The 19,365-nt window shown below is 69.6% G+C and carries 19 protein-coding genes; 16 read left to right on the top strand and 3 right to left on the bottom strand.

All coding sequences use genetic code 11. The features are described 5' to 3' along the window. Window positions 1-91: 91 nt before the first annotated feature. Window positions 92-4,795: an FtsK/SpoIIIE domain-containing protein gene (locus tag ACIQ9G_RS14240; protein WP_403608712.1), complete on the bottom strand. Its 4,704-nt coding sequence runs from the start codon at window positions 4,793-4,795 to the stop codon at window positions 92-94. A gap of 282 nt (window positions 4,796-5,077) precedes the next feature. Here ACIQ9G_RS14240 and ACIQ9G_RS14235 point away from each other — a divergent pair, with 282 nt between their 5' ends. The 7 genes from ACIQ9G_RS14235 (at window position 5,078) to ACIQ9G_RS14205 (ending at window position 9,494) form a co-directional block, all read left to right on the top strand. Beyond that, window positions 5,078-5,389, top strand: coding sequence for a WXG100 family type VII secretion target (locus ACIQ9G_RS14235; protein WP_392190609.1), 312 nt, complete (start codon window positions 5,078-5,080; stop codon window positions 5,387-5,389). A 119-nt stretch (window positions 5,390-5,508) separates the two neighbouring features. Beyond that, entirely contained in the window at window positions 5,509-5,829 is a 321-nt protein-coding gene (locus tag ACIQ9G_RS14230) for a hypothetical protein (RefSeq protein WP_403608711.1), read from the top strand. A 3-nt stretch (window positions 5,830-5,832) separates the two neighbouring features. Then, window positions 5,833-7,215 (top strand): hypothetical protein, encoded by a 1,383-nt coding sequence (locus tag ACIQ9G_RS14225; RefSeq protein WP_403608710.1) that lies wholly within the window; start codon window positions 5,833-5,835, stop codon window positions 7,213-7,215. Window positions 7,216-7,249: 34 nt separating this feature from the next. Continuing rightward, complete coding sequence (locus tag ACIQ9G_RS14220) at window positions 7,250-7,888, top strand: hypothetical protein (RefSeq protein WP_403608709.1); 639 nt, start codon at window positions 7,250-7,252, stop codon at window positions 7,886-7,888. Continuing rightward, window positions 7,885-8,496 carry a hypothetical protein gene (locus tag ACIQ9G_RS14215; protein WP_403608708.1) on the top strand — a complete coding sequence of 204 codons (612 nt, stop codon included), beginning with the start codon at window positions 7,885-7,887 and terminating at the stop codon, window positions 8,494-8,496. The genes ACIQ9G_RS14220 and ACIQ9G_RS14215 overlap by 4 nt, the downstream gene beginning before the upstream one ends. Before the next feature lie 185 nt (window positions 8,497-8,681). Then, window positions 8,682-9,047, top strand: coding sequence for a hypothetical protein (locus ACIQ9G_RS14210; RefSeq protein WP_403608707.1), 366 nt, complete (start codon window positions 8,682-8,684; stop codon window positions 9,045-9,047). Between the two features lie 135 nt (window positions 9,048-9,182). After that, window positions 9,183-9,494, top strand: coding sequence for a hypothetical protein (locus ACIQ9G_RS14205; protein WP_403608706.1), 312 nt, complete (start codon window positions 9,183-9,185; stop codon window positions 9,492-9,494). A 483-nt stretch (window positions 9,495-9,977) separates the two neighbouring features. Here the strand turns inward: ACIQ9G_RS14205 and ACIQ9G_RS14200 are convergent, their stop codons facing one another. Together ACIQ9G_RS14200 and ACIQ9G_RS14195 are read right to left on the bottom strand one after the other, a co-directional pair. Then, the gene (locus ACIQ9G_RS14200; RefSeq protein ID WP_403608705.1) at window positions 9,978-10,958 is read right to left on the bottom strand and encodes a hypothetical protein; all 981 of its coding nucleotides are present in this window, start codon (window positions 10,956-10,958) and stop codon (window positions 9,978-9,980) included. Window positions 10,959-11,005: 47 nt separating this feature from the next. Beyond that, complete coding sequence (locus tag ACIQ9G_RS14195; RefSeq protein ID WP_403608704.1) at window positions 11,006-11,662, bottom strand: hypothetical protein; 657 nt, start codon at window positions 11,660-11,662, stop codon at window positions 11,006-11,008. 641 nt (window positions 11,663-12,303) lie between these two features. Between ACIQ9G_RS14195 and ACIQ9G_RS14190 the strand changes: the two genes are divergently transcribed. The 9 genes from ACIQ9G_RS14190 (at window position 12,304) to ACIQ9G_RS14150 (ending at window position 19,354) form a co-directional block, all read left to right on the top strand. Next, a complete protein-coding gene (locus ACIQ9G_RS14190; protein ID WP_403608703.1) occupies window positions 12,304-13,035 on the top strand; it encodes a hypothetical protein in 732 nt (243 codons plus the stop codon). 16 nt (window positions 13,036-13,051) lie between these two features. Beyond that, on the top strand, window positions 13,052-14,059 hold the full coding sequence (locus ACIQ9G_RS14185) for a hypothetical protein (protein WP_403608702.1): 1,008 nt from the start codon (window positions 13,052-13,054) through the stop codon (window positions 14,057-14,059). Next, window positions 14,056-15,363, top strand: a complete 1,308-nt coding sequence (locus ACIQ9G_RS14180) for a CpaF family protein (protein ID WP_403608701.1) — start codon at window positions 14,056-14,058, stop codon at window positions 15,361-15,363. Before ACIQ9G_RS14185 ends, ACIQ9G_RS14180 begins: the two co-directional genes overlap by 4 nt. A 131-nt stretch (window positions 15,364-15,494) precedes the next feature. After that, complete coding sequence (locus ACIQ9G_RS14175) at window positions 15,495-16,538, top strand: type II secretion system F family protein (protein ID WP_403608840.1); 1,044 nt, start codon at window positions 15,495-15,497, stop codon at window positions 16,536-16,538. Beyond that, window positions 16,535-17,455 (top strand): type II secretion system F family protein, encoded by a 921-nt coding sequence (locus ACIQ9G_RS14170; RefSeq protein ID WP_403608700.1) that lies wholly within the window; start codon window positions 16,535-16,537, stop codon window positions 17,453-17,455. Before ACIQ9G_RS14175 ends, ACIQ9G_RS14170 begins: the two co-directional genes overlap by 4 nt. Window positions 17,456-17,539: 84 nt before the next feature. Further along, a complete protein-coding gene (locus tag ACIQ9G_RS14165; RefSeq protein ID WP_356187490.1) occupies window positions 17,540-17,791 on the top strand; it encodes a hypothetical protein in 252 nt (83 codons plus the stop codon). Between the two features lie 85 nt (window positions 17,792-17,876). Next, window positions 17,877-18,338: a TadE family protein gene (locus ACIQ9G_RS14160; protein ID WP_403608699.1), complete on the top strand. Its 462-nt coding sequence runs from the start codon at window positions 17,877-17,879 to the stop codon at window positions 18,336-18,338. Then, complete coding sequence (locus ACIQ9G_RS14155) at window positions 18,339-18,770, top strand: TadE/TadG family type IV pilus assembly protein (protein WP_403608698.1); 432 nt, start codon at window positions 18,339-18,341, stop codon at window positions 18,768-18,770. A gap of 86 nt (window positions 18,771-18,856) precedes the next feature. Continuing rightward, the gene (locus ACIQ9G_RS14150; protein ID WP_403608697.1) at window positions 18,857-19,354 is read left to right on the top strand and encodes a pilus assembly protein TadG-related protein; all 498 of its coding nucleotides are present in this window, start codon (window positions 18,857-18,859) and stop codon (window positions 19,352-19,354) included. Window positions 19,355-19,365 lie beyond the last annotated feature (11 nt).

Below are 19,365 nucleotides of genomic sequence, written 5' to 3'. Positions count from 1 at the left end.
GGTCCACGCCGGTCGTCGTTCCTGCCGTCCGGTCCACGCCGGTCGTCGCCCTGCCGTCCGGTCCACGCCGGTCGTCGCCCTGCCGCCCGCTCTACGCCGGTGTCGTGACCGTCATGTGCTCCCCGGTGCCCAGGTGCAGCATCCCCCTGCCCGGTGCGACCGCGCCGCCGACCATGCTCCGCGTCGTACGGATGCCGATCAGCTCGCCCGCGGAGGAGTCCTGCGGCGACAGCAGGATGCCCCGGCGGGCCTTCTTCGCGTCGACCTGCCAGCCGGAGAAGCCGTCGCAGATCTCCTCCTCGTCACCGGCGATGACGAGCGCCAGGCCCTCCTCGGCCCCGCGCTGGATGATCCGCTTGAACACGTCCTCGGCGTCGCAGTCGTCCAGCACCTCGGCGTCGTCGACCAGGACGGCCACCGGCTGCTCGGGTGAGGCGGACCCGACGGCCTCCTCCAGTTCGTCCTCGTCGACGTCCCGGCCCGTGAAGACCTTCAACACACCCTCCCGGCCCTCCAGTTCGCGCAGCGGCGACTGGCGCGGCGCGGCCACGACCAGGCGGACACCCTGGGCGAGGTAGGAGCGGGCGAAGTTCAACAGCACCGTGCTGCGGCCGGACTTCGCGGGGCCGCCGATCACGAACGCGGGCACCCCCTCGGCCAGGTCCGGTCCGAACGCGGTCAGTTCGTCCCCGCCGACACCCACCAGGGCCCACAGCGGGGACGCGGCCGCGGCGGTGTCGCGCATCGCCCAGGCGTCGGCGAAGGAGATCCGGCTCGGCAGGACGTCCACCCGGAACGGCCGCCGTGCGCGCGGCACGTCCGTGTCCCGGGCCGCCGCCGCGTCGCCGATCGCCATCAGCGCGGCGGCCTGGCCCTGACCGGTGGTGTCCTCGCAGAGCAGCGCGAACTGCGTCTCCGCGGCGGTCTCGTTGCGGAACGCCCGGCCCGGCGGGATCTCCTCGGGCACCTTGCGGGCGTTGATGTCCAGCATCGAGAAGTCGCTGCGGTCCGCGAGGCGCAGGCCGTACTTGTCCTCGGTCAGGGAGGAGATCCGGCCCGCGAGGACCTGCCGGTCACCGGTGATCACGACGTGCAGGCCCACGCTCGCGCCCTCGCGCATCATCGCGAAGAGCTGGTCGGTCAGGTCGCCGTGCTCGTACTCGCCCAGCGTGGGCAGCCAGCCCTCCCAGCGGTCGAGCAGCAGCACGATGTGCGGCAGCCGCTCGTCCTCGGCGACCGCGGCCCGCTGCTCGCCGATGTCCGCGAAGCCCTTCTCGGCCAACAGATCCTGGCGGCGGCCGAGTTCGCCCGAGAGCCGGGTGAACAGCCGGACGACCCGCTCCACCTGGTTGCGTCCGACGACCGCGCCGCAGTGCGGCAGCCGGGTCAGCGCGTTCAGGGCGCCGTTGCCGCAGTCGATGCCGTACAGGTGCACGTCGGCGCACGAGTGGGTGCGCGCCAGCGAGCCGGCGACGGTGCGCAGCAGCTGCGAGCGGCCGGTGCGCGGGGCGCCGGCGACGAGCAGGTGCCCGAAGGTCGCGAAGTCGACGGCGACCGGCCGGCGGGCCTGCTCGGCGGGCAGGTCCTCGATGCCGTACGGAGCGGCGGGCAGCGCGCCCTGGGCCCGCACGGCCGGGATCTCGTCCAGCAGCAGGGTCTCCTCCAGCGCGGGCAGCCAGGGGGAGTGCTGGGCGGGGATGCCGAGCGCCCGGTCGGCCTCGCGGACGGCGTCCACCAGCACCTTCAGGTCGGTGATCTCGTCGTCCTCGCGCGCCTCCGACTTGGGCTTGTGCAGCGCCCCGCGTCCCAGGTCCTGCCAGGCGAGCTGTCCGGCCCAGGGCGCCAGCGTCCGCGGGTCGGCCGCGCCCGGCCGCCGCCCGCCGACCCGGCCGGACTGGAACGGGATCAGGGAGGCGTGCCCCAGACGGACGTACGCCCGGCCCGGGGTGCTCTTGGAGATGTGCCCGGCCTCGGGGGCGTCGATGACGTCGGTCGACTCGCCGGCGTCGGTCACGCGCAGCGCGATGCGCAGGTTGGTGTTGGCGCGGATCTCGGGCGAGACGACACCGCTCGGGCGCTGGGTGGCCAGCAGCAGGTGGATGCCGAGGGAACGGCCGCGCTGCGCGATGTTGACCAGGCCGGTGACGAAGTCCGGCAGGTCGCGGACCATGGACGCGAACTCGTCGATGACGATGAGCAGTCGGGGCACCGGGGCGTGGGACGGATCCCGGCGCACCAGGTCCTGGTAGTCCTCGATGTCCTTGGCGTCGGCGGCCGCGAGGATGTGCTCGCGCCGCTTCAGCTCGGCGCCGAGCGACTCCAGGGCGCGCTCGACGAGATGCGCGTCGAGGTCGGTGACCATGCCGACGGTGTGGGGCAGCTTCACACAGTCCTTGAACGCGGACCCGCCCTTGTAGTCGACGAGCACGAAGGTCATGTTCTCGGGCGTGTTGGCCACCGCGAGGGCCGCCACGACGGTCTGCAGCAGCTCCGACTTTCCGGAACCGGTCGTACCGGCGATCAGGCCGTGCGGGCCGTCCCTGCGGATGTCGATGCCGAAGGGACCGTCGTAGGACTCGCCGATGACGGCCATGGTGGACTGCCCGCCCATGCGCCAGCGCGCGGCGATCGCGTCCCGCGTCGGCGGCTCCAGCTGGAGCACGTCCAGCAGCCGGCTGGCGGCGGGCAGCGCGGAGTCCTCGGTCTCGCCGCTGATGTCGCGCAGCGGGGACAGCGCCCGGGCCAGCCTGGCGCACCACGCGGGCGAGACGAAGTCGGGCCGTACGTCGGTCCTGCGCCGGGCGCCGCTCTGCTCCACCCGCAGCCGCAGTTCGAGCGCGCGCGCCCGGCTCTCGTACCCGGTCTGCTCGGCGGTGTGGTGCCAGGCCTGGAAGGACGGGAACCCGCCGGCGGCGGCCGGCTGCGCGGCGGCCGGCGCGGGCGCCGCGCCGTTGTCCGTGCGCCGCGGCTCGGCCACGACGACGGCCTGGCACTCGCCGGGCAGGAACCGTTCCTCCTCGTCCAGGCAGATCGCGTGGATGGCGACCGCGGGGCCCTCGCGCAGCAGCTTCACGACACCCGGCATCGAGCGCAGCCTGCGGGAGCCGTCCCAGACGACGACGATGTCCGGGTCGGAGAACGCGGGGCCGTCTCCGTTGCGTCCGCTCTCCCGCAGCGCCTTCTGACGTGCCGTCAGCAACTGGGTCAGCTCACCGACCCGGGCGCCGACCGTCTCGGAGTCCGTCCCGATGAGGACGTTGACGTCCTGGCCGCCGGACGGCCGCGCGTGCGGCAGCCAGCGCACCCAGTCCCACCGCTGGTGGGCGTCGTTCTCGGTGAGGACGTAGAACTGCACGTCCATGGGGCTGTGCAGCACCGCCGTCTGGGCGACCGCCCACCGCCCCAGGGCCTGCGCGGAGTCGCCCGGCCCCGCGATGCCGACGACCCCGAGGTCCTTCAGCGGCAGCGCGACGGGGGAGTCCTCCAGGGACCAGGTGACCTGCCGCTTGTGGTCGTCCTGCTCCGGGTCGCTCAGGACGACCTCGGACGGGACACGGCCGGTGCCGACGCGGAGCAGGAGGTGGTCGGCGTCGGTGCGCCTGCGCTCCCACAGCCGGGTGCGCGGACCGGTGCCGAAGGCCAGTACGGCGGCCGGGTCGGGCATCGCCTGCCGCCGGTCGGCGCGTTCGGCGCCGAGGGCGTCCTCGGCGTCCTGCTCGATCCGCGCCTTGTGCTCCTTGTACTCCTTGAGCTGCTTGGCGTGAGACTTCCGGCCGTGCTTCTTGTCCATGAAGTAGTTGCCGAACAGCATGATCGGGCTCATCACGGCCATGATCAGGTAGTACCAGCGGCCGAAGATCACCACCGAGACCACCGCGCCGACCAGCGGGAACAGCGCCATCAGCCACGGCAGCGGCCGTGCCTCGTACTCACCGGGCGGGGAGGGCAGCGCGAACTCGGTCCGGCGCTCGGCCGGCCGCAGCCGCGGCGGCCGGTTGTAGTCGAGTCCGGCACCGTCCTCCGACCACTTCAGGGCCGCGTTCGGCGCGGTGTAACCGGTGATCTCCAGCAGGCTGTTGCCCAGGGCGAGCTGCGCGCCGAGCGGCCAGGCGCCCCCGTCGAACTCCTCGCCGTCCAGCCGGGGGAGCCGGTGGTCACCGTCACCGCCCTTTGCACCTTTACTCCTGCCGTCCTTGCTCCTGCCGTCCTTGCTCCTGCCGTCCTTGGCCTTGCCGTCCTTGGCCTTGTTGTCCTTGCCCTTCTCGTCCTTCCCACCGGATCCGCCGTTCTGTACACGGCTGGACGTGCCCCCGTGCAGGGTCACCTCGCAGGTGCCGTCGATGGATATCGACAAGGTGGCGGCGCGTTCGGCGAGTTCGGGGTCGTCGATGCGCAGGTGCGCGGTCGGGCCGCTGCCGATGTCGTACCGGCCCACGCCGAGCCGGTGCACCGACCCGGCCCCGGGACCGCCGGCCACGCGGAACTCCACCACACCGGTCGGCTCGCCGAGGACGCAGCCCGCCGGGTCGTGCAGGCTGACGACGGCACCCTCCCGCAGCGGCGAACCGACCACGGTCGCCGCGGGGTCGAGGGGATAGCCGTCGACGTAGGCCTGGGGCGTGCCAACGGGGCTCCGCTGGCCGCCGATGGGGATGATCCGCGCACCCTCGCCCGCGCCGACCTGCCGCGCCAGCTCCCGGGTGATGTCACCGACCGTCGACTCCGGATCGGCGTCGAGCACCACGTCGGCGCCGCCCCCGCCGAGCGGGTCGACGACGGTCAGACTCAGGCGCACGTTCGTCCTCCTCGTGGGGCTGAGGCCGTCCCCGGAACGCTGAACACAGTGGAAGTGACCTTAACCGCCGCGCCCTTGGGCCGGGCAACGGGTTGTGCGGGGCTGTGCGGGCCTTCACGGTCCTGTTGCCTGACGTCCCTGTCATCCCAACAGCCCCACCCGTAAGATCTTTGCTCATGCGGACGGCCTGTGGGCGACCGGACGACCGGACGACCGGGTCGGCCGCGCGACGCAAGCCACGGGGGCAGGCCCTGCGGCGTACGAAAACGGGAGGGAGCCGTCATGGCCGGCAAGGGCAAAGACACGGACCTTACTTATGCCGAGATGGAGAAGACCGCCAGCGATCTTCTCAAGGACATGCACGACCTGGAGACCCAGATCCACTCGGTCGAGAAGCGGGTCAAGAAGCTGGTCGAGGACGGCTTCACCACGCAGAAGGCGTCCGGTGCCTACGAGGACTCCATGCGCGAGTTCGCCAAGGGCGCCGTCAAGACCATCCACGGCCTCCACGGCCTCTCCGAGTTCCTGAAGAAGGCCAAGCAGGCCTACGAGGACCTGGACGACCAGCTGGCGCGGGGCGTCAAGGGCAGCTGAGGTCGGTCGGTAGGACCTCATTCCGGTGCAACGGAGCACGCATTGCTCCGTTGCACCGCTGTGTCGCCGACGAAGAGTCGGCCATCCAGCAGAACTGCAACAGCGCACACGGGGGTGTCGTGGGCGGCGAAGCCGATCACACCCGGCTCGACCTTGACGTGATCAGGGGCATGGGGACGGGGCTCAGCACTATCAAAAAGGCCTTCGACGGTCTGGAGAAACTCGGCGACAAGTACGAGGACGACTTCGGTGACGGCGATCTCGCCGAGAAGTTCGGGGACTTCGCGAGCAACTGGGAAATCAGCCGCGAGAAGCTGACCGGCGAGATCGACGCGCTTGCTCAGATCGCGAAAGCGGCCGCGAAGGCGTACGAGGACATCGACCACCAGCTGGCCGAGGCGATTCGTGGTGCCCAGGACCCGAAAAAGGGGAGGAAGTAGCCCATGACGGGACGGCCGCGTGACTGGCATCCGATAGCGGACAGCGACCCCGTACCCGGCGACCCGGATCGCATGGCGGCCCTGGGCAAGCAGCTGCGGAAGACGGCGGACGAACTCGAACGGCAGATCCGCAACCTCAAAGCGGTTGCCGAGGTGGACGCCTGGGACAGCAAGGCCGGCAAGGAGTTCCGCGAGAAGGCCAAGGGAAACGTCAAGAAGCTCGAGGCGGCTTTCAAGCGATACGACACGGCTGCCACAGCAATCGGATCCGAGGTCGTCGAGGAGGGGGGCGGCTACCAGGACAAACTGCATGCCCGCCCGCGGAACTATGCCTCGGACCTGAACCGCGCGCAGGAGATCGCCGACGCCGCACTGAAGGACGCGAAGGACGCCGAGGAGCGCAAGGGGGCCGCACAGAAGAGCCTGGACGGCCTGTCGAGCCGGGACAAGAAGGACCACTCCGGCAAGGACCGCAAGGACTTCGAGGCGGAACGCGACGCGGCCGGGGACGACGTCAGCGCGGCCCGCGAGAAGATCAACGAAGCGAAGAAGATCCGCGACGTAGCTGCCAAGCGGGCTCGGGACTCCATCGAAGCCGTCATCAATCACGACTCCCTGAAGGACGGCTTCTGGGACACACTGGTCAAAGAGATCGCAGACATCACTTCGTTCATCGCGACATGGTGTGGGATCCTCTCGCTCGTCGTCGGATGGATTCCGGTCATCGGGCAGGCCCTGGCCGGTGTTTTGGGCGCTATCGCCATGATCGCCACGTTGATCAACTTTATTGCGACCTTCGTTCAAGTCCTCCAGGGGAACGCGGAGTGGCTGGACCTGGGTCTGGCCGCCCTCGGATTTGTCATGATGGGTGTCGGCAAGGGGTTCTCGAAGATCGCGGGCAAGTTCGCCAAGGGGGCCCTCGGTCGCCTGGGCAGGGCCGGAGTCGCCCGAACGGCTCGGCAGGTGAGCCGGGCGAACAAGAATCTGCGCAGCCTTTCCGGAAAGCAGTTCAAGCTCGGCAAGGGAGACGTCTGGAAGTCGATGAAGGAGCCGTTCACCGAGCCCTTCTCGAAGAGCTCGTGGAGCGACAACCTCAAGACTCTCAAGCCGGGGAGCGGCAACTACAACCAGGCCTGGAGCGAGCTGCGCGGGCGCGGTGGCGGGAGTCTGCTCAAGGGTCTCCCCAAGTCGTTCTCCATGGCCGACCCCGGAGTCGCATCCGACCTGAAATCCGTCAAATTGGGGACGGCGGCTCTGGGCGGACAGTTCGATGTGAACGCCCTGAACAAGATCTCCAGCACCGCCAGCCGGATGTCCGTCGTGGGGGCCGGGATTACGCTGGGCGGCCTGGGCCTGGACGGAAACCTCAACCCGCTCCTCGGCTGAGCCGACGGCCACGTCCCGCGCGAAAGGAAACAGCATGACCCCATCGGACGACGCCGTCCCTCTGACCGAGGCCTTCGAGTGCACTTTTGACTTCCAGCCCGGTTGGGTCGACCTGACGCTGCAGGAAGGCACGAAGGCCGAGGCCAAAGCGCTGGCCACAGCGGTCGTCAACGATCTCAACCCCATGGCGCTGGAGATCGAGAAAAGCGCCGTATTCGACGACATGGTGGAACGGGCGGTCGACCTGAACGAGGACGTGCCCGTCCTCGCAGCCGTCTACTACTCGGAGGCGGGCGAGGCCCTCGCCAACCTGGTGGTCGATTCGTACGGTGACGAGGGCGTGCCGAGGCCCGGCCCCGACGAGGTCACTCCCTTGCTGCTGCAGTGGGCGAATGCCGAGATCACGGGCGATCCACAGATCACCCGGCACGACCTGGCGGCCGGCCCGGCGGTGCGTGTCCAGGCCATGCTTCAGGTGAAGCGGCTGTTCGGCTTCGGCCGCAAGCTCACCGAGTTCGTCAAGTGGGCCGTCTTTCCATCCGGCTTGCAGAGCCTCGTCGTGGTCACCGTGACATGGGAGAAGATCGCCCTGACGGAGCAGATCACGGAGCTGGCCGACGAAGCCGTGCGAACTTTGCAGATCAACCGACTCCCGACCGGAGGATCGGAATGAAGACGGCGGATCACTTCACCTCGCCGCCCCGGGACTACAAAGTCGTGGTTCCGGACGGCTGGTTCCAGCTCTCGCTGGACCCGGACGACCGCGACCGGGGCATTGTCGCCCTCGCCGACGTGACGTTCCGCGGTGTGGACAACGCTCCCCATCTCAAGCAGCAGTTCATGCGTGACCTCCAGCGCAGGGCGAAAGACGCCTATCGAGTGGGTGGCACCGAGCTGTACCTCTCCACGATGACGGTCGGCCCGGTGCCGCTGGCGTCCTCACTGCTCATCAGTGTTCCGGCCCCCGACGAATGGCCGCAGACCTCGGATGCGGACGAGCTGGCCGAGCACCTGGCCGGGCAGGATCTCGGCGAGAACGGGGAACTCGGTGTCGTGGCACTGGAGGCGGCGGGCAAGGCGGTACGGCACCGCTGCCGCGAGGCCGCCGACCCCGACACGCAGATGGGCAACACCCTGCCGACCACCAACCTCACGTACTACGTCCCGATCCCCGCGACCACCCGTTGGCTGCTGCTGAACTTCTCCACCCCCGTCGATCCGCTGGCGGACCGCATGGTGGAACTGTTCGACACCGTCGCGGGAACGCTGCACTGGGGATGACGGCGTCGCTCCCCAGCCGTGCCGCGGCGCTTGCCGCTCGCTTCCGTGAAGGGCGCTCGCCGACCAGAACCGAAGACCGGCACAGGATGCCTGGACAGCAAGCATTGACTGGGCGATCGGTTTCCGAGACCAGGCTCCCGGAGCCAGCTCTGCGACCCCGCCTCGCCTCTGCTCATGCCGTGGACGTGGCGCGTCGTGCACGGATCTACACGGCTGACGGCGAGATCGTCGTCAGGGACGGGCACGCGCGCGAGCGGTCCTATCCCCTCGGGGAGAACGGCATCGCGCGAGCCAGTTTTGTTCCGCCGGCCGTCCACGAGGGCGGTGGTGCGAAGAGGGATTCATCCGACCGGTGGGGTGTGGTCGACTTCCAGAAGGCCGACGGCCAGTCGATTCTTCAGGTTCCCCTGGCCGAGTGGCTGCCGGAGGCCGGGCTCACGGGCGTGACTCGCCTCGTGCGGCTGCTGGACCCGTGCACGGGCGACGTGCTCGGTGTGGAGTTCCGTGACGGCGCGGATCATCCGCGAGTGCTGCTTCCCTGGCTGTGCTAGTTCTCAGGTACATGCGGCCAGGAGAGCCGGAGCCGTCTGGTCGCCGCTCTCGATGTACCCGTCTCGGACCTGGCCGCGCGGCGTGTGCGAGCGGAGGCTGCCTGGTGGGATGGCCACACTCTGGCTGCCGACGCCGTGAAGTTCTCGCCGATCGAAGGGAATGAGGCTCGGCGGGCAACGAGCCGGTACTCCTCGGTCATCGGAGAAGGAGAAGCGATTGTCGTGCCCGTGCTCAGCTTGCTTTTCCTGCTGGGCCTCTTCTCGCATCAGCTTACGGCTCAAGTGGTAGGGGCTCTCGCCGCCCTGACCGTGATCGCCGAGCTCGGGCCGGCCCTCGGTCACCAGTTCACCAGCCGTTTCAAGCTCGACCGCCCCGCCGACCGGGAGCCACCCATTGGTGCTGCCGGATCGGGATCGCAGGCTGACGCACATGAGCGACACGGTTGAGCTGCGCAAACGGGAGTTCATCGGCCGCAGAGGAAACCAGCCTATGTGGGCCCCTTCCTTGCGATCGGTGTGAAGCCGTCAGACGTGAAGGGCCAGTCTTTGCGCGTTACCCGAGGTCCAACTTCCTCATTAGGTGCATATGGATGTCGCTGCGCGGCTCGTCGGTGACGACCGTCAGCCAGGACCCGTCGGCGAACCTGATGCGAATTCAGCAGCCGCTGTGCTGCTTCCTCCACCACTGAGAGGAGTGCCAGGAGCATCACCAGGGGCGCGAAGAGCGCGGCCACCAGAGTACCGAGGGTCCCAGCGGGGTCATGCGGGCAGGCCGCAGGGGCGCGTTGCCGATGATGTGGCGTATTTCCTTGGGCGGCGTGGGAATCCTTTCGATTCGGCACCAGGAGGCGCACTCGGCCGCCACCCCAAGCTGCTCGCCTCTGCGTTTCGTGGGGTTCCTCCTGCTCATGTCCTCGACCAACACATCACTCAGCGGTTCACGGACTGGATCTCCTGAACCGTGACGTCCTGGGCGGTCCCGAAGGTGCCGTCGGGGAGATCACCACCCGTGCCCCCGGTGCCGGTCCAGTTGATCTGCCATGTGACGGTTGCCCTGAGCTTGAAGGCTCCGTCGGCGGAGGAACGGAGGTACTTGATGCCGCACGGTGGGGTCCGGTCGGCCTTGCCCTTGGCGTAGGGCTCGCCGATCGAGCCGTCGGCATTGATCGTGCACTCGCCGGAGGCGGGGTATGTCTGCGCGTCGTCGGTGCCGGGTTCCAGTTTCAGAGCGACCGGTTTCGCCGTGGTCGTCGCCTGGATGTCGAGGCCGGCGGCGTTGAGGGCCGCTGTGACGGAGACCTCCTGGAACGTCGCTTTGTCCAGCCAGGCCCAGGTGGGCAGATTGACCTTGGTGGTGTCCTTCGGCGCCAGGGTGATCTTCGTGTTCGGGAGGATGATCCTGTTGTAGGCGAGCTCCGCCAGGATCTGCGGCGTGACGGCGCTCTTCACGGTCGGGGTGTCGCCGTTCTTGACCCAGAAGGGCAGTTCACTGCAGGTGAAGGCGTCCGGGTCGTCCATCCGGGCTGGATCCTGGACCGCCACCCACCAGTTGCCTTCGCCCGCCTTGTCGAGGTTGTAGTTCTTGTATTTGCCGTCCTTGTAGATGTCCCGGAATTGGCCGGTCGCCGACTTGGCGTAGTTCGGCTGCTGGGGGTCATTGACGACTTCGTTGTACTGGCCTTCGACCTGCTTCTGGAACTCCTTCGCCGATACGGGCTCGTACCAGCAGGCCGGCGGAGTCCAGTCGCCAACCGGAGTCACGTTCCCGGCGGCCGCGCCGGTGCCGCCGCCGGTCCCGGAATAGGTGATGCGCGACTCGATGGCGTTACCGGACTTCTTCCCGGACGTCTTCACGCCGCCGTCGGAGCCACCCGGACCACGTGCTGCGAACGCAGGACTGGCGACCAGCACGCACGCGATGGTGAGGACGCCGATGACCGGCCCGCCTCGACGTGGCTTCACGGGGTGCACTTCTTGCTCCCCCTCTCGGACGCCAGCTCCGTGGTCTGCCAGACGCCGTCCTTGTTCTTCTTCAAGTGCGTGTTGTAGTAGACGTAGGAATCGTCGTCCGCGGGCGTCCTGTCGACCTTCTTCGTCTTCCTGTTCTTGTTGAAGGCCTTGGTCTCGTCGGTGCAGAACGTGACGCCCGCCGACGTCTTTCCGTAGACCACCACGCTGGGGTTGAAGTACCGCACGGTGCCCGTGTAGGTGATCCCCGCGTCCACGAACGACTTGACCCACCTGGCGCCACTGACGAGGGCGTCTCCCTGCCGGTAGAAGGCGAGGGCCGGCTCGTCCGGATTCCCCTTGACGATGGCGTAGTTCGTGGCGGTCTGCGCTCGACCGGCGTCGGCGAGGATGGCGTTCTTGGTCGCGTCCCCTGTCTTCCAGCTCTCGAAGTCGTCCTTGACGTCACTGGGCAGAGTGATGTCCGGGCGGTCGACGTTCCCCGGGCTGGCGGAACTTGCGGACGAGGACGGCTGCGGGTCCCCTGTGTCGGCGCCCGCGACCTTCTCATCGCCCTTCGAGTCGGTGTCGCCATTGCCGCATCCGCTCAGCAGCAAGGTCGTGGCCGCGGCAAGCGCGACAGCAAAGGGCAAAGAGCGGCGCTTCACAGTTGACTCCCCGTGAGACAAGACTTCAGTCAAGGGCCGCAACGGTATCGGGGCGTTGGCGGGATCGTCAGGCGACTCTTGTGTCAGGGTGGCCAAGGTCACGCGGCCTTGGTGTGATGCGGCGCGTCGTCAAAGGTGCGAGGGCAGTCGTGGACAGCTGGCCCGGACTGGGCAGGGAGCCACGTCCAGTTCCGCCTGGCAGGGGTGTACTTGGCCAGGGTGACCCGCGTCGGCGGCGGAGACGCACGCTCGCGTGAGTGAATCGTGCGGGCCTGATGGTCACCTCGTGACGAACGCCTCAGTCGGTGCTGTTCCGAGTGGGAGGGCGTTCGCTGCCGGTTCGGTGGTGGATTCGCTTCCGCACAGTGTTCAGGGCAGGCTGGGGTAGCGTCCAACTGCACTGCAAAAAAGCCCAGTTGCAAACATGCAACACCGTGCATCAGGAGGCCCCTGAGGTCGGGCGCGCCTTGAGGGGGATATGCGCTGCTGATACGGTGCGATCGCTTGACACTCACCCGAGCAGTGGCTAATCGCCCAGGTCGGGCGGTACGCCCAGTGCATCCCGCATGTGCGGGACGGGGCGAAGTGTCCTGAATGCTGAGAGTCTGACACATCTTCTTGGGTGTACGGGGAGCGGTTGCGTGAAGATCCAAGAGCGTACGGGGGCGGGCGCGGGACGTTCCGCGGCTCCGGCTCAGCCGTCGGTCGGTGACCGGCTTCCCGCACCGCCTCGCGAGCGCAAACCGGCCCTGGCCGCTCTCGCGGTGCTGCTGATCCTGGTGGGCGCGCTCGGCGCGACGATGCTCGTCCTGCGCGCCGGGGACCGGGTCGAGGTCATCAGGCTGACGGGCGACATCCAGGCGGGCGAGTCCATCAGCGAAGGCAAGATCACCTCGGTGATGGTGTCCGAGGACTCGGGCGCCGACTTCGTGCCCTGGTCGCAGCGGCAGAGCCTGGAGAAGCTGCAGGCCAAGTCCACCCTCTACGCGGGCACCGTGGTCGTCGGCCAGATGTTCGCGGCGAAGACCTCCATGGGCGCCGGCAAGGCGACCGTCGGGGTCTCGCTCAAGGAGGGCCAGTACCCCATCAACCTCAAGCCCGGTGACAACGTGGCCGTCTACCGCGTGGGCAACGACAGCGCCGGCAGCAGTCGCGGCTCGTCGGGCTCCTCCTCGTCCTCCTCGTCGTCCGCCGCCGGCAACTCCCTGCTGGTGGAGCGTGCCGTGGTCAGCGACGTGAAGCGGGCCGGCGGCGACGTCATCAGCAGCACCAGCCTGCCGGTGGTCCTCACCGTCGACGCCTCCGAGGCCGCCGCCCTCACCCAGGCCGCGTCCGCGGGCGAGGTCGCCGTCGTCACCATTCCCGGCAACTGAGGGCGGCAGCGCACCCATGGCCCTCATCGCCCTCGCCGCCGACAAGGGTTCCCCCGGCGTCACCACCGCCGCTGTCGCCCTGGCCGCGGTCTGGCCGCGGCGCGTCCTGCTCGCCGAGACCGACCCGGCCGGCGGCGACCTCGTCTACCGCAGCGCCGCGGCGCACGGTGGGCCGCTCAACCCCAACGTCGGCATGCTGTCCATCGCCGCGACCGCGCGCCGCGGCCTCGTGCCCGACCAACTCTGGGACCATGTACAGCCGTTGAGCGGCGGCCTGGAGGTCCTGGTCGGGCTCGGTGTCGCCGAGCAGGCCGCCGGACTGGCCGGGCTGTGGCCCACCCTCGGCCACGCCTTCGCCTCCCTCGCCGACTCCCCGAACGCGCCCGCCGACGTCATCGCCGACTGCGGCCGCATCAGCGGGGACACGCCCGCCGTCGAACTGTTCCCGCACGCCGCCCTCGTCCTGCTGATCGCGCGCACCGAGCCGGAGTCGCTCGCCCGCGTCCGGGACCGCGCCGCCGCGCTCTCCGCCAAGCTGCACGGCGGCCCGCGCGGTGCCGCGAGCCTCGCCACGCCGGCCGTCGGCGTCGTCCTCGTCGCCGACCCGAACAGCGCCGGCAAGGTCTCCGGCCAGGTCAACGACATGCTGGTGCACGCCCAGACGGGCGCCCGCGTGGTCGGCACCATCGCCGACGACCCGGCCGGCGCCGACCAGTTGGCCGGCCGCAGGCGCGGGCGGCTCGACAAGTCGCTGCTGATCCGCTCGGCCCGCAAGGTCACCGCGGACGTCTACCAGCAGTACGGCGCCGCGTGGGCCGCCGCGACGCAGGCTCAGCAGGTGCATCAGGCGCAGCACCAGGCTCAGCAGGCTCAGACGTCCCAGCAGAGCCGCCAGGCCCAGACTCAGCCCCAGGCCCAGGCCCAGGCTCAGTCCCAGGTCCAGCAGGCCCACCAGCCCCAGTACCCGCAGCAGACGCACCCCACCCAGGGACAGCCGACCGGTCACGCGGAGGCCGGCCGATGACCGCTGTCGACCACCAACTGGTCAAGCGGTTCCGGCAGGACGCCGGCGACCGTATCGCCGAGCAGCGCCGCCTCGACCAGGTCAACGGCGTCACGCCGATGTCCGGCGAGGACGAACGGCAGTACGCGCGCGCGGTCATAGCCCAGATCCTGGAGGAGTACGCCCGTACCGAGATCAACGCCGGTCGCACCCCTCTCGACGCCGAGACCGAGGAGCAGTACGCGGCCGCCGTGCACGCGGCGCTCTTCGGCGTGGGCCGGCTGCAGCCGCTGCTCGACAACCCCGAGGTCGAGAACATCGACATCAACGGCTGCGACCAGGTGTTCGTCGGCTACGCCGACGGGCGCGAGGTCAAGGGCGATCCGGTCGCGGAGACCGACGAGGAGCTCATCGAGCTGATCCAGGTGCTCGGCGCGTACTCGGGGCTCTCCTCCCGGCCCTTCGACTCGGCCAACCCGCAGCTCGATCTGCGGCTGCCGGACGGTTCGCGTCTGTCGGCCGTCATGGACGTGACCCGGCGCCCCGCCCTCTCCATCCGCCGCGCCCGCATGGGCAAGGTCTTCATCTCCGACCTCGTCGGCAACGGCACCGTGACCCCCGAGGTCGCCCACTTCCTCGCCTGCGCGGTCCGCGCCCGCAAGAACATCATGATCGCGGGCGCCACGAACGCCGGTAAGACGACCCTGCTGCGCGCCCTGGCCAACGAGATCCCGCCGCACGAGCGCCTCATCACCGTGGAACGGGCGCTGGAACTCGGCCTCGACACCTTCCCCGAACTGCACCCCAACGTGGTCGCGTTCGAGGAGCGTCTGCCCAACTCCGAGGGCCAGGGCACCATTTCCATGGCCGAGCTGGTCCGCCGCTCGCTGCGTATGAACCCCTCCCGGGTCATCGTCGGTGAGGTGCTCGGCGACGAGATCGTGACCATGCTCAACGCGATGTCGCAGGGCAACGACGGCTCGCTGTCCACGATCCACGCCAACAGCTCCAGCGAGGTCTTCAACCGCATCTCCACCTACGCGCTGCAGGCGTCCGAGCGGCTTCCCATCGAGGCCAGCCAGATGCTGATCGCGGGAGCGGTGAACTTCGTCGCCTTCATCCAGCGGCGCAACAACTACCAGACCGGCGGCCGCCTCCAGCGCATGGTCACCTCCGTCCGCGAGGTCAACGGCGTCGACGGACGCGTGCTGTCCAGCGAGGTGTTCGCCGAGGCGTCCGACGGCCGTGTCGTGCCGCACGCACCCATAGCCTGCCTGGAGGACCTGATGGCGTACGGCTACCAGCCCCACGGATCCTGGGGGTGACCGGCATGGCAGCCATGACAACCATGGCGGGTATGACAGGCATGACGGGGGTACCGGGGCGCACGGGTGTGACGGGCACGGCATCGGGTTCCGGCCCCCTCGCCCTCGGCTCGGGCGGATCGCTCGGCTCCATGGGCGGTCTGTTCTCCACCACCGTCCTGTACTCCATCGGCTGCGGCGTCGCCGTGGGCGGCGGACTCGCGCTGCTGATGATCGCCGTACGCGGGCTGCCCGCGAAGCCCGAGCACGAGAAGCGGAAGGCGAGCCGGCGCGCGAACGAGCTGATCCGGTTCGCCGGTCAGCGCGGCTCCCTGGCCGCCATCGTCGGACTCGTCGTCCTGCTGCTCACCCGCTGGGCGGTCGCCGGAATCGCCGCCGGTGTCCTGGTGTTCTTCTGGGACCGGCTCTTCGGCGGCGCGGCCGAGGAACGGGCCGCCATGCGCCGGGTGGAGGCGCTGGCCTCCTGGACGGAGTCGCTGCGCGACACGATCGCGGGCGCGGTCGGCCTGGAGCAGGCCATCCCGGCGTCCGCGCGGGCCGCCGCCCCCGTGCTGCGGCCCCACCTCGACTCGCTCGTCGACCGGCTGCGCGCCCGTACGCCGCTGCCCGACGCGCTGCAGATGCTCGCGGACGAGATCGACGACGCGTCCGCCGACATCATCGTCGCCGCGCTCATCCTCAACGCCCGCCTGCGCGGCCCGGGTCTGCGCCAAGTACTGGGCGCGCTGGCCAAGTCGGCGCGCGAGGAGGTCGACATGCGCCAGCGCGTGATGGCCCAACGGGCCTCCACCCGCCGCTCGGTGCAGATCGTGGTGGCGGTGTCGATCGCCTTCGTGCTCGGCCTGTCCATCTTCAACCGCGAGTTCGTGGCGCCGTACGGGAGCGCGGTCGGCCAGCTCGTCCTCGCGGTCGTGTGCGGACTGTTCGCGCTCGGCTTCTGGTGGCTGCGCAAGCTGTCCACCATCGAGACGCCCGAGCGCTTCCTGGTGCGCGACGAGACGGCGGTGCAGTTCGTCCGCCCGCGGACGCCGGCTCAGTCCGGCCAGGCAGGTCAGGCCGGTCAGCCGGGCCACTCCGGTCAGCCTGGGCAGTCGCTGCCGTCCCAGTCGTCCCAGGCATCTCAGTCGTCGCAGCCGCCTCAGTCGTTCCAGCAGGGAGAGGGGCTACGACGGTGAACCTGACGATGCCGATCGTGGTCGGCGCGATCCTCGGCCTCGGCGTCTACGCCCTCGTACGCGCCCTCGTGCCGTCCAAGCGCAGCGCGGTCGCCCAGGTCGCGCGGATCGACGCGATGCGGGCGCGGGGATCCGCGTACGAGACGTCGCGCCGGGCCCGGGAGACCGGGCGCTTCGGCTCGCTGCGGTCCGAAATGGGCTCGCGTGTGGCCGAGTTCTATCTCCAGCAGGGCTGGGAGCAGCGCTCGCTGCGCGCGGACCTGGCCGTACTGGAGCGCAGCTGGGAGAAGTTCCTGGCGACGAAGGCGCTGCTGGCGGTCGCGGGGCTGTTCTTCGGGCCGTTCCTGTTCGCCGTCGTCTGGACGCTCGGCTTCGGCAGCAGCCCGGTCATCCCGGTCTGGCTGGCGCTGGTGTGCGCGGGACTCTTCTTCTTCCTGCCGGACCTGGAGGTACGGCGGGACGCGGCCGAGAAGCGGCGGGACCTCCGGCGCGTCATCGGCGCCTACCTGGACCTGGTGTCGATGAGCCTGGCCGGCGGCCGCGGTCTGCCGGAGGCGTTGATGGCGGCGGCCGAGGTGTCCGACGGCTGGGCGAACCAGCGCATCCGCAACGCACTCGCCGACGCCCGTATCACCGGCATCAGCCAGTGGCAGGCGCTGGGCCAGCTCGGCGAGGAGCTGGGCGTGGAGGAGCTGAAGGACCTGTCGGCCTCCCTGGCCCTGGTCGCCGACGACGGCGCGAAGGTGCGTGAGTCGCTCGCCTCCCGCGCGGAGACCATGCGCCACCGCGAACTGGCCGAGATCGAGGGCAGTGCGGGTGAGAAGTCGCAGTCGATGCTCGTGGCCCAGTTGCTGCTGTGCGCCGGCTTCCTGGTCTTCCTGATCTTCCCGGCGGCGATGCGGGTGTTCCAGGTGTGAGTCGTACGCAATGTGAGCCGACGGCCGTCGGACGCCAACTACCCCTGATCTCCTGATCTTCAGCTGAGTCGAGAGGAAACTGTCATGAACGGACGAGACTTCCACACCGGGATCCCGGCCGTGGACTTCCTGGTCACCTTCCTGCGGGGCCGTGTGGAGCGGGCCCGCTCGGGCGAACTGGACCGCGGTGCCTCCGCGGTGGAGTGGGTCATCATCTCCGCCGTCGTCGTGGCGATCGTCGGCGTGGTGGCCGCGATCATCAACTCCGCGCTGAGCGAGGGCGCCAACAAGGTCGGCGACTGCATCAAGGGCGCGGACGCGGGCAAGACCTGCTGACCGCCGTACGAGGCCGCCGGGCGACGGCGCTGTCGGTCAACGGGGCGACAGGACAACGGGGTTACGGGGACACGGGTACACGGGGATGCTGGCGGACGTGAGAAGAAGGTTGCGCCGCAGGGTGCGGGTCGCGCGTGAGGCGGCTGACACCGGTGGCGACGCGGGCATGACCGCGATCGAGTTCGTGCTTCTCACCCCCGTACTCTTCTTCATGATCTTCGCCACCGTGCAGTTCGCGCTGTACTTCTTCGCCGACCACGTCGCCCAGGCGGCGGCCCAGGCGGGCGCCCGCAAGGCCCGCGCCACGGCCGACGAACAGCCCGGCGGCTGGCGCGGCGAGGCCCGGGACGTCGTGGACGCCTACATCCGGCAACTGGGCCCGCAGTTGGTCCTGTCACCCGATGTCCGGACGGTCCAGCCCGACCAGGGCACGGTGGGCGTGGAGATCTCGGCCCGGGTGCCGACGGTGTTCCCCGGCCTCGACCTGACGGTGCACGCGCAGTCGGCGGGGCCGGTGGAGAGGTTCGTGAAGGAGGGGCAGAACTAGATGAACTGCCCACGCCGGAGTGCTCTTCGCCTCGCGCGCCACGACGACCGGGGCCTGTCCACCGTCGAGGTGGTGATCCTCGCCCCGGTGATGATCCTCTTCATCCTCGTCCTGGTGGCCTTCGGTCAACTGGTCGACGGCCGTGGCGCGCTCGACGGCGCGGCCCGGGACGCGGCCCGCGCGGGCTCGATCCAGAAGGACCACGTGACGGCGATGGCCGAGGCGAGGAGGGCGGCCGAGGCGGACCTGTCGGACGTCTGCTCCGGCCCGGTCTCCGTCGTCCAGACGAGCCAGGGCTTCGAGCCCGACACCATCTTCACGGTCGAGGTGAGCTGCCAGGTGCGCGGCCTGGCCATGCTCGGCCTGGACGTCCCGACGACGCTGTCGGCCAGCTTCAGCTCCCCGCTGGACCCGTTCCGGAGGACGGCATGAGCGGCCTCGGACGTATGAACGGCTTCGGACGCATGAGGGACGCCGGACGGATGAGGGACGCCGGACGTACGTGGGACGCCGGACGGATGAGGGGCGTCGGAGGGTTGAGGGGCGCCGGACGAACGGGGAACGCCGTGCGCACCTGGTGCAACACCCGCCGCACGGCGCTGGACGACCGGGGCTCGGGCGCCGGCGCGGTGATCCTCTTCGCTCTGGTCTTCCTGTCCCTGTCGGCCTTCGTCATCGACGGCGGCCTGTCCATCTCCAAACGCGAACGCGCCGCCGACATCGCCGAACAGGCCGCCCGCTACGCCGCCCAGGACATCGACCGCGAGGCCCTCTACGACAACGAGGGCGGCCCCGCGCCGATCAACTACCAGGACTGCGACACCCGCGTGAAGGCCTTCGCCCGCGAGATGGGAATGACGGCCGTCGACATCGCCGCGAGCCACTGCGTGGCGGCCGACGCACAGCAGGTCCAGGTCGAGATCCAGCTGACGTACTCCCCGGTCTTCACCGGCATGTTCTACGGCGGCGACGTCGTCGTCCACGGCCAGGCGGTGGCCAAGAACGAGGTCGGCTGACGCGGGCGGGG

This window comes from Streptomyces sp. NPDC096152, from assembly GCF_044763235.1.
GTDB lineage: Bacteria > Actinomycetota > Actinomycetes > Streptomycetales > Streptomycetaceae > Streptomyces.
The sequence above is the reverse complement of the archived record's forward strand: the minus strand, read 5'-3'. Positions and strand labels throughout refer to the sequence as shown.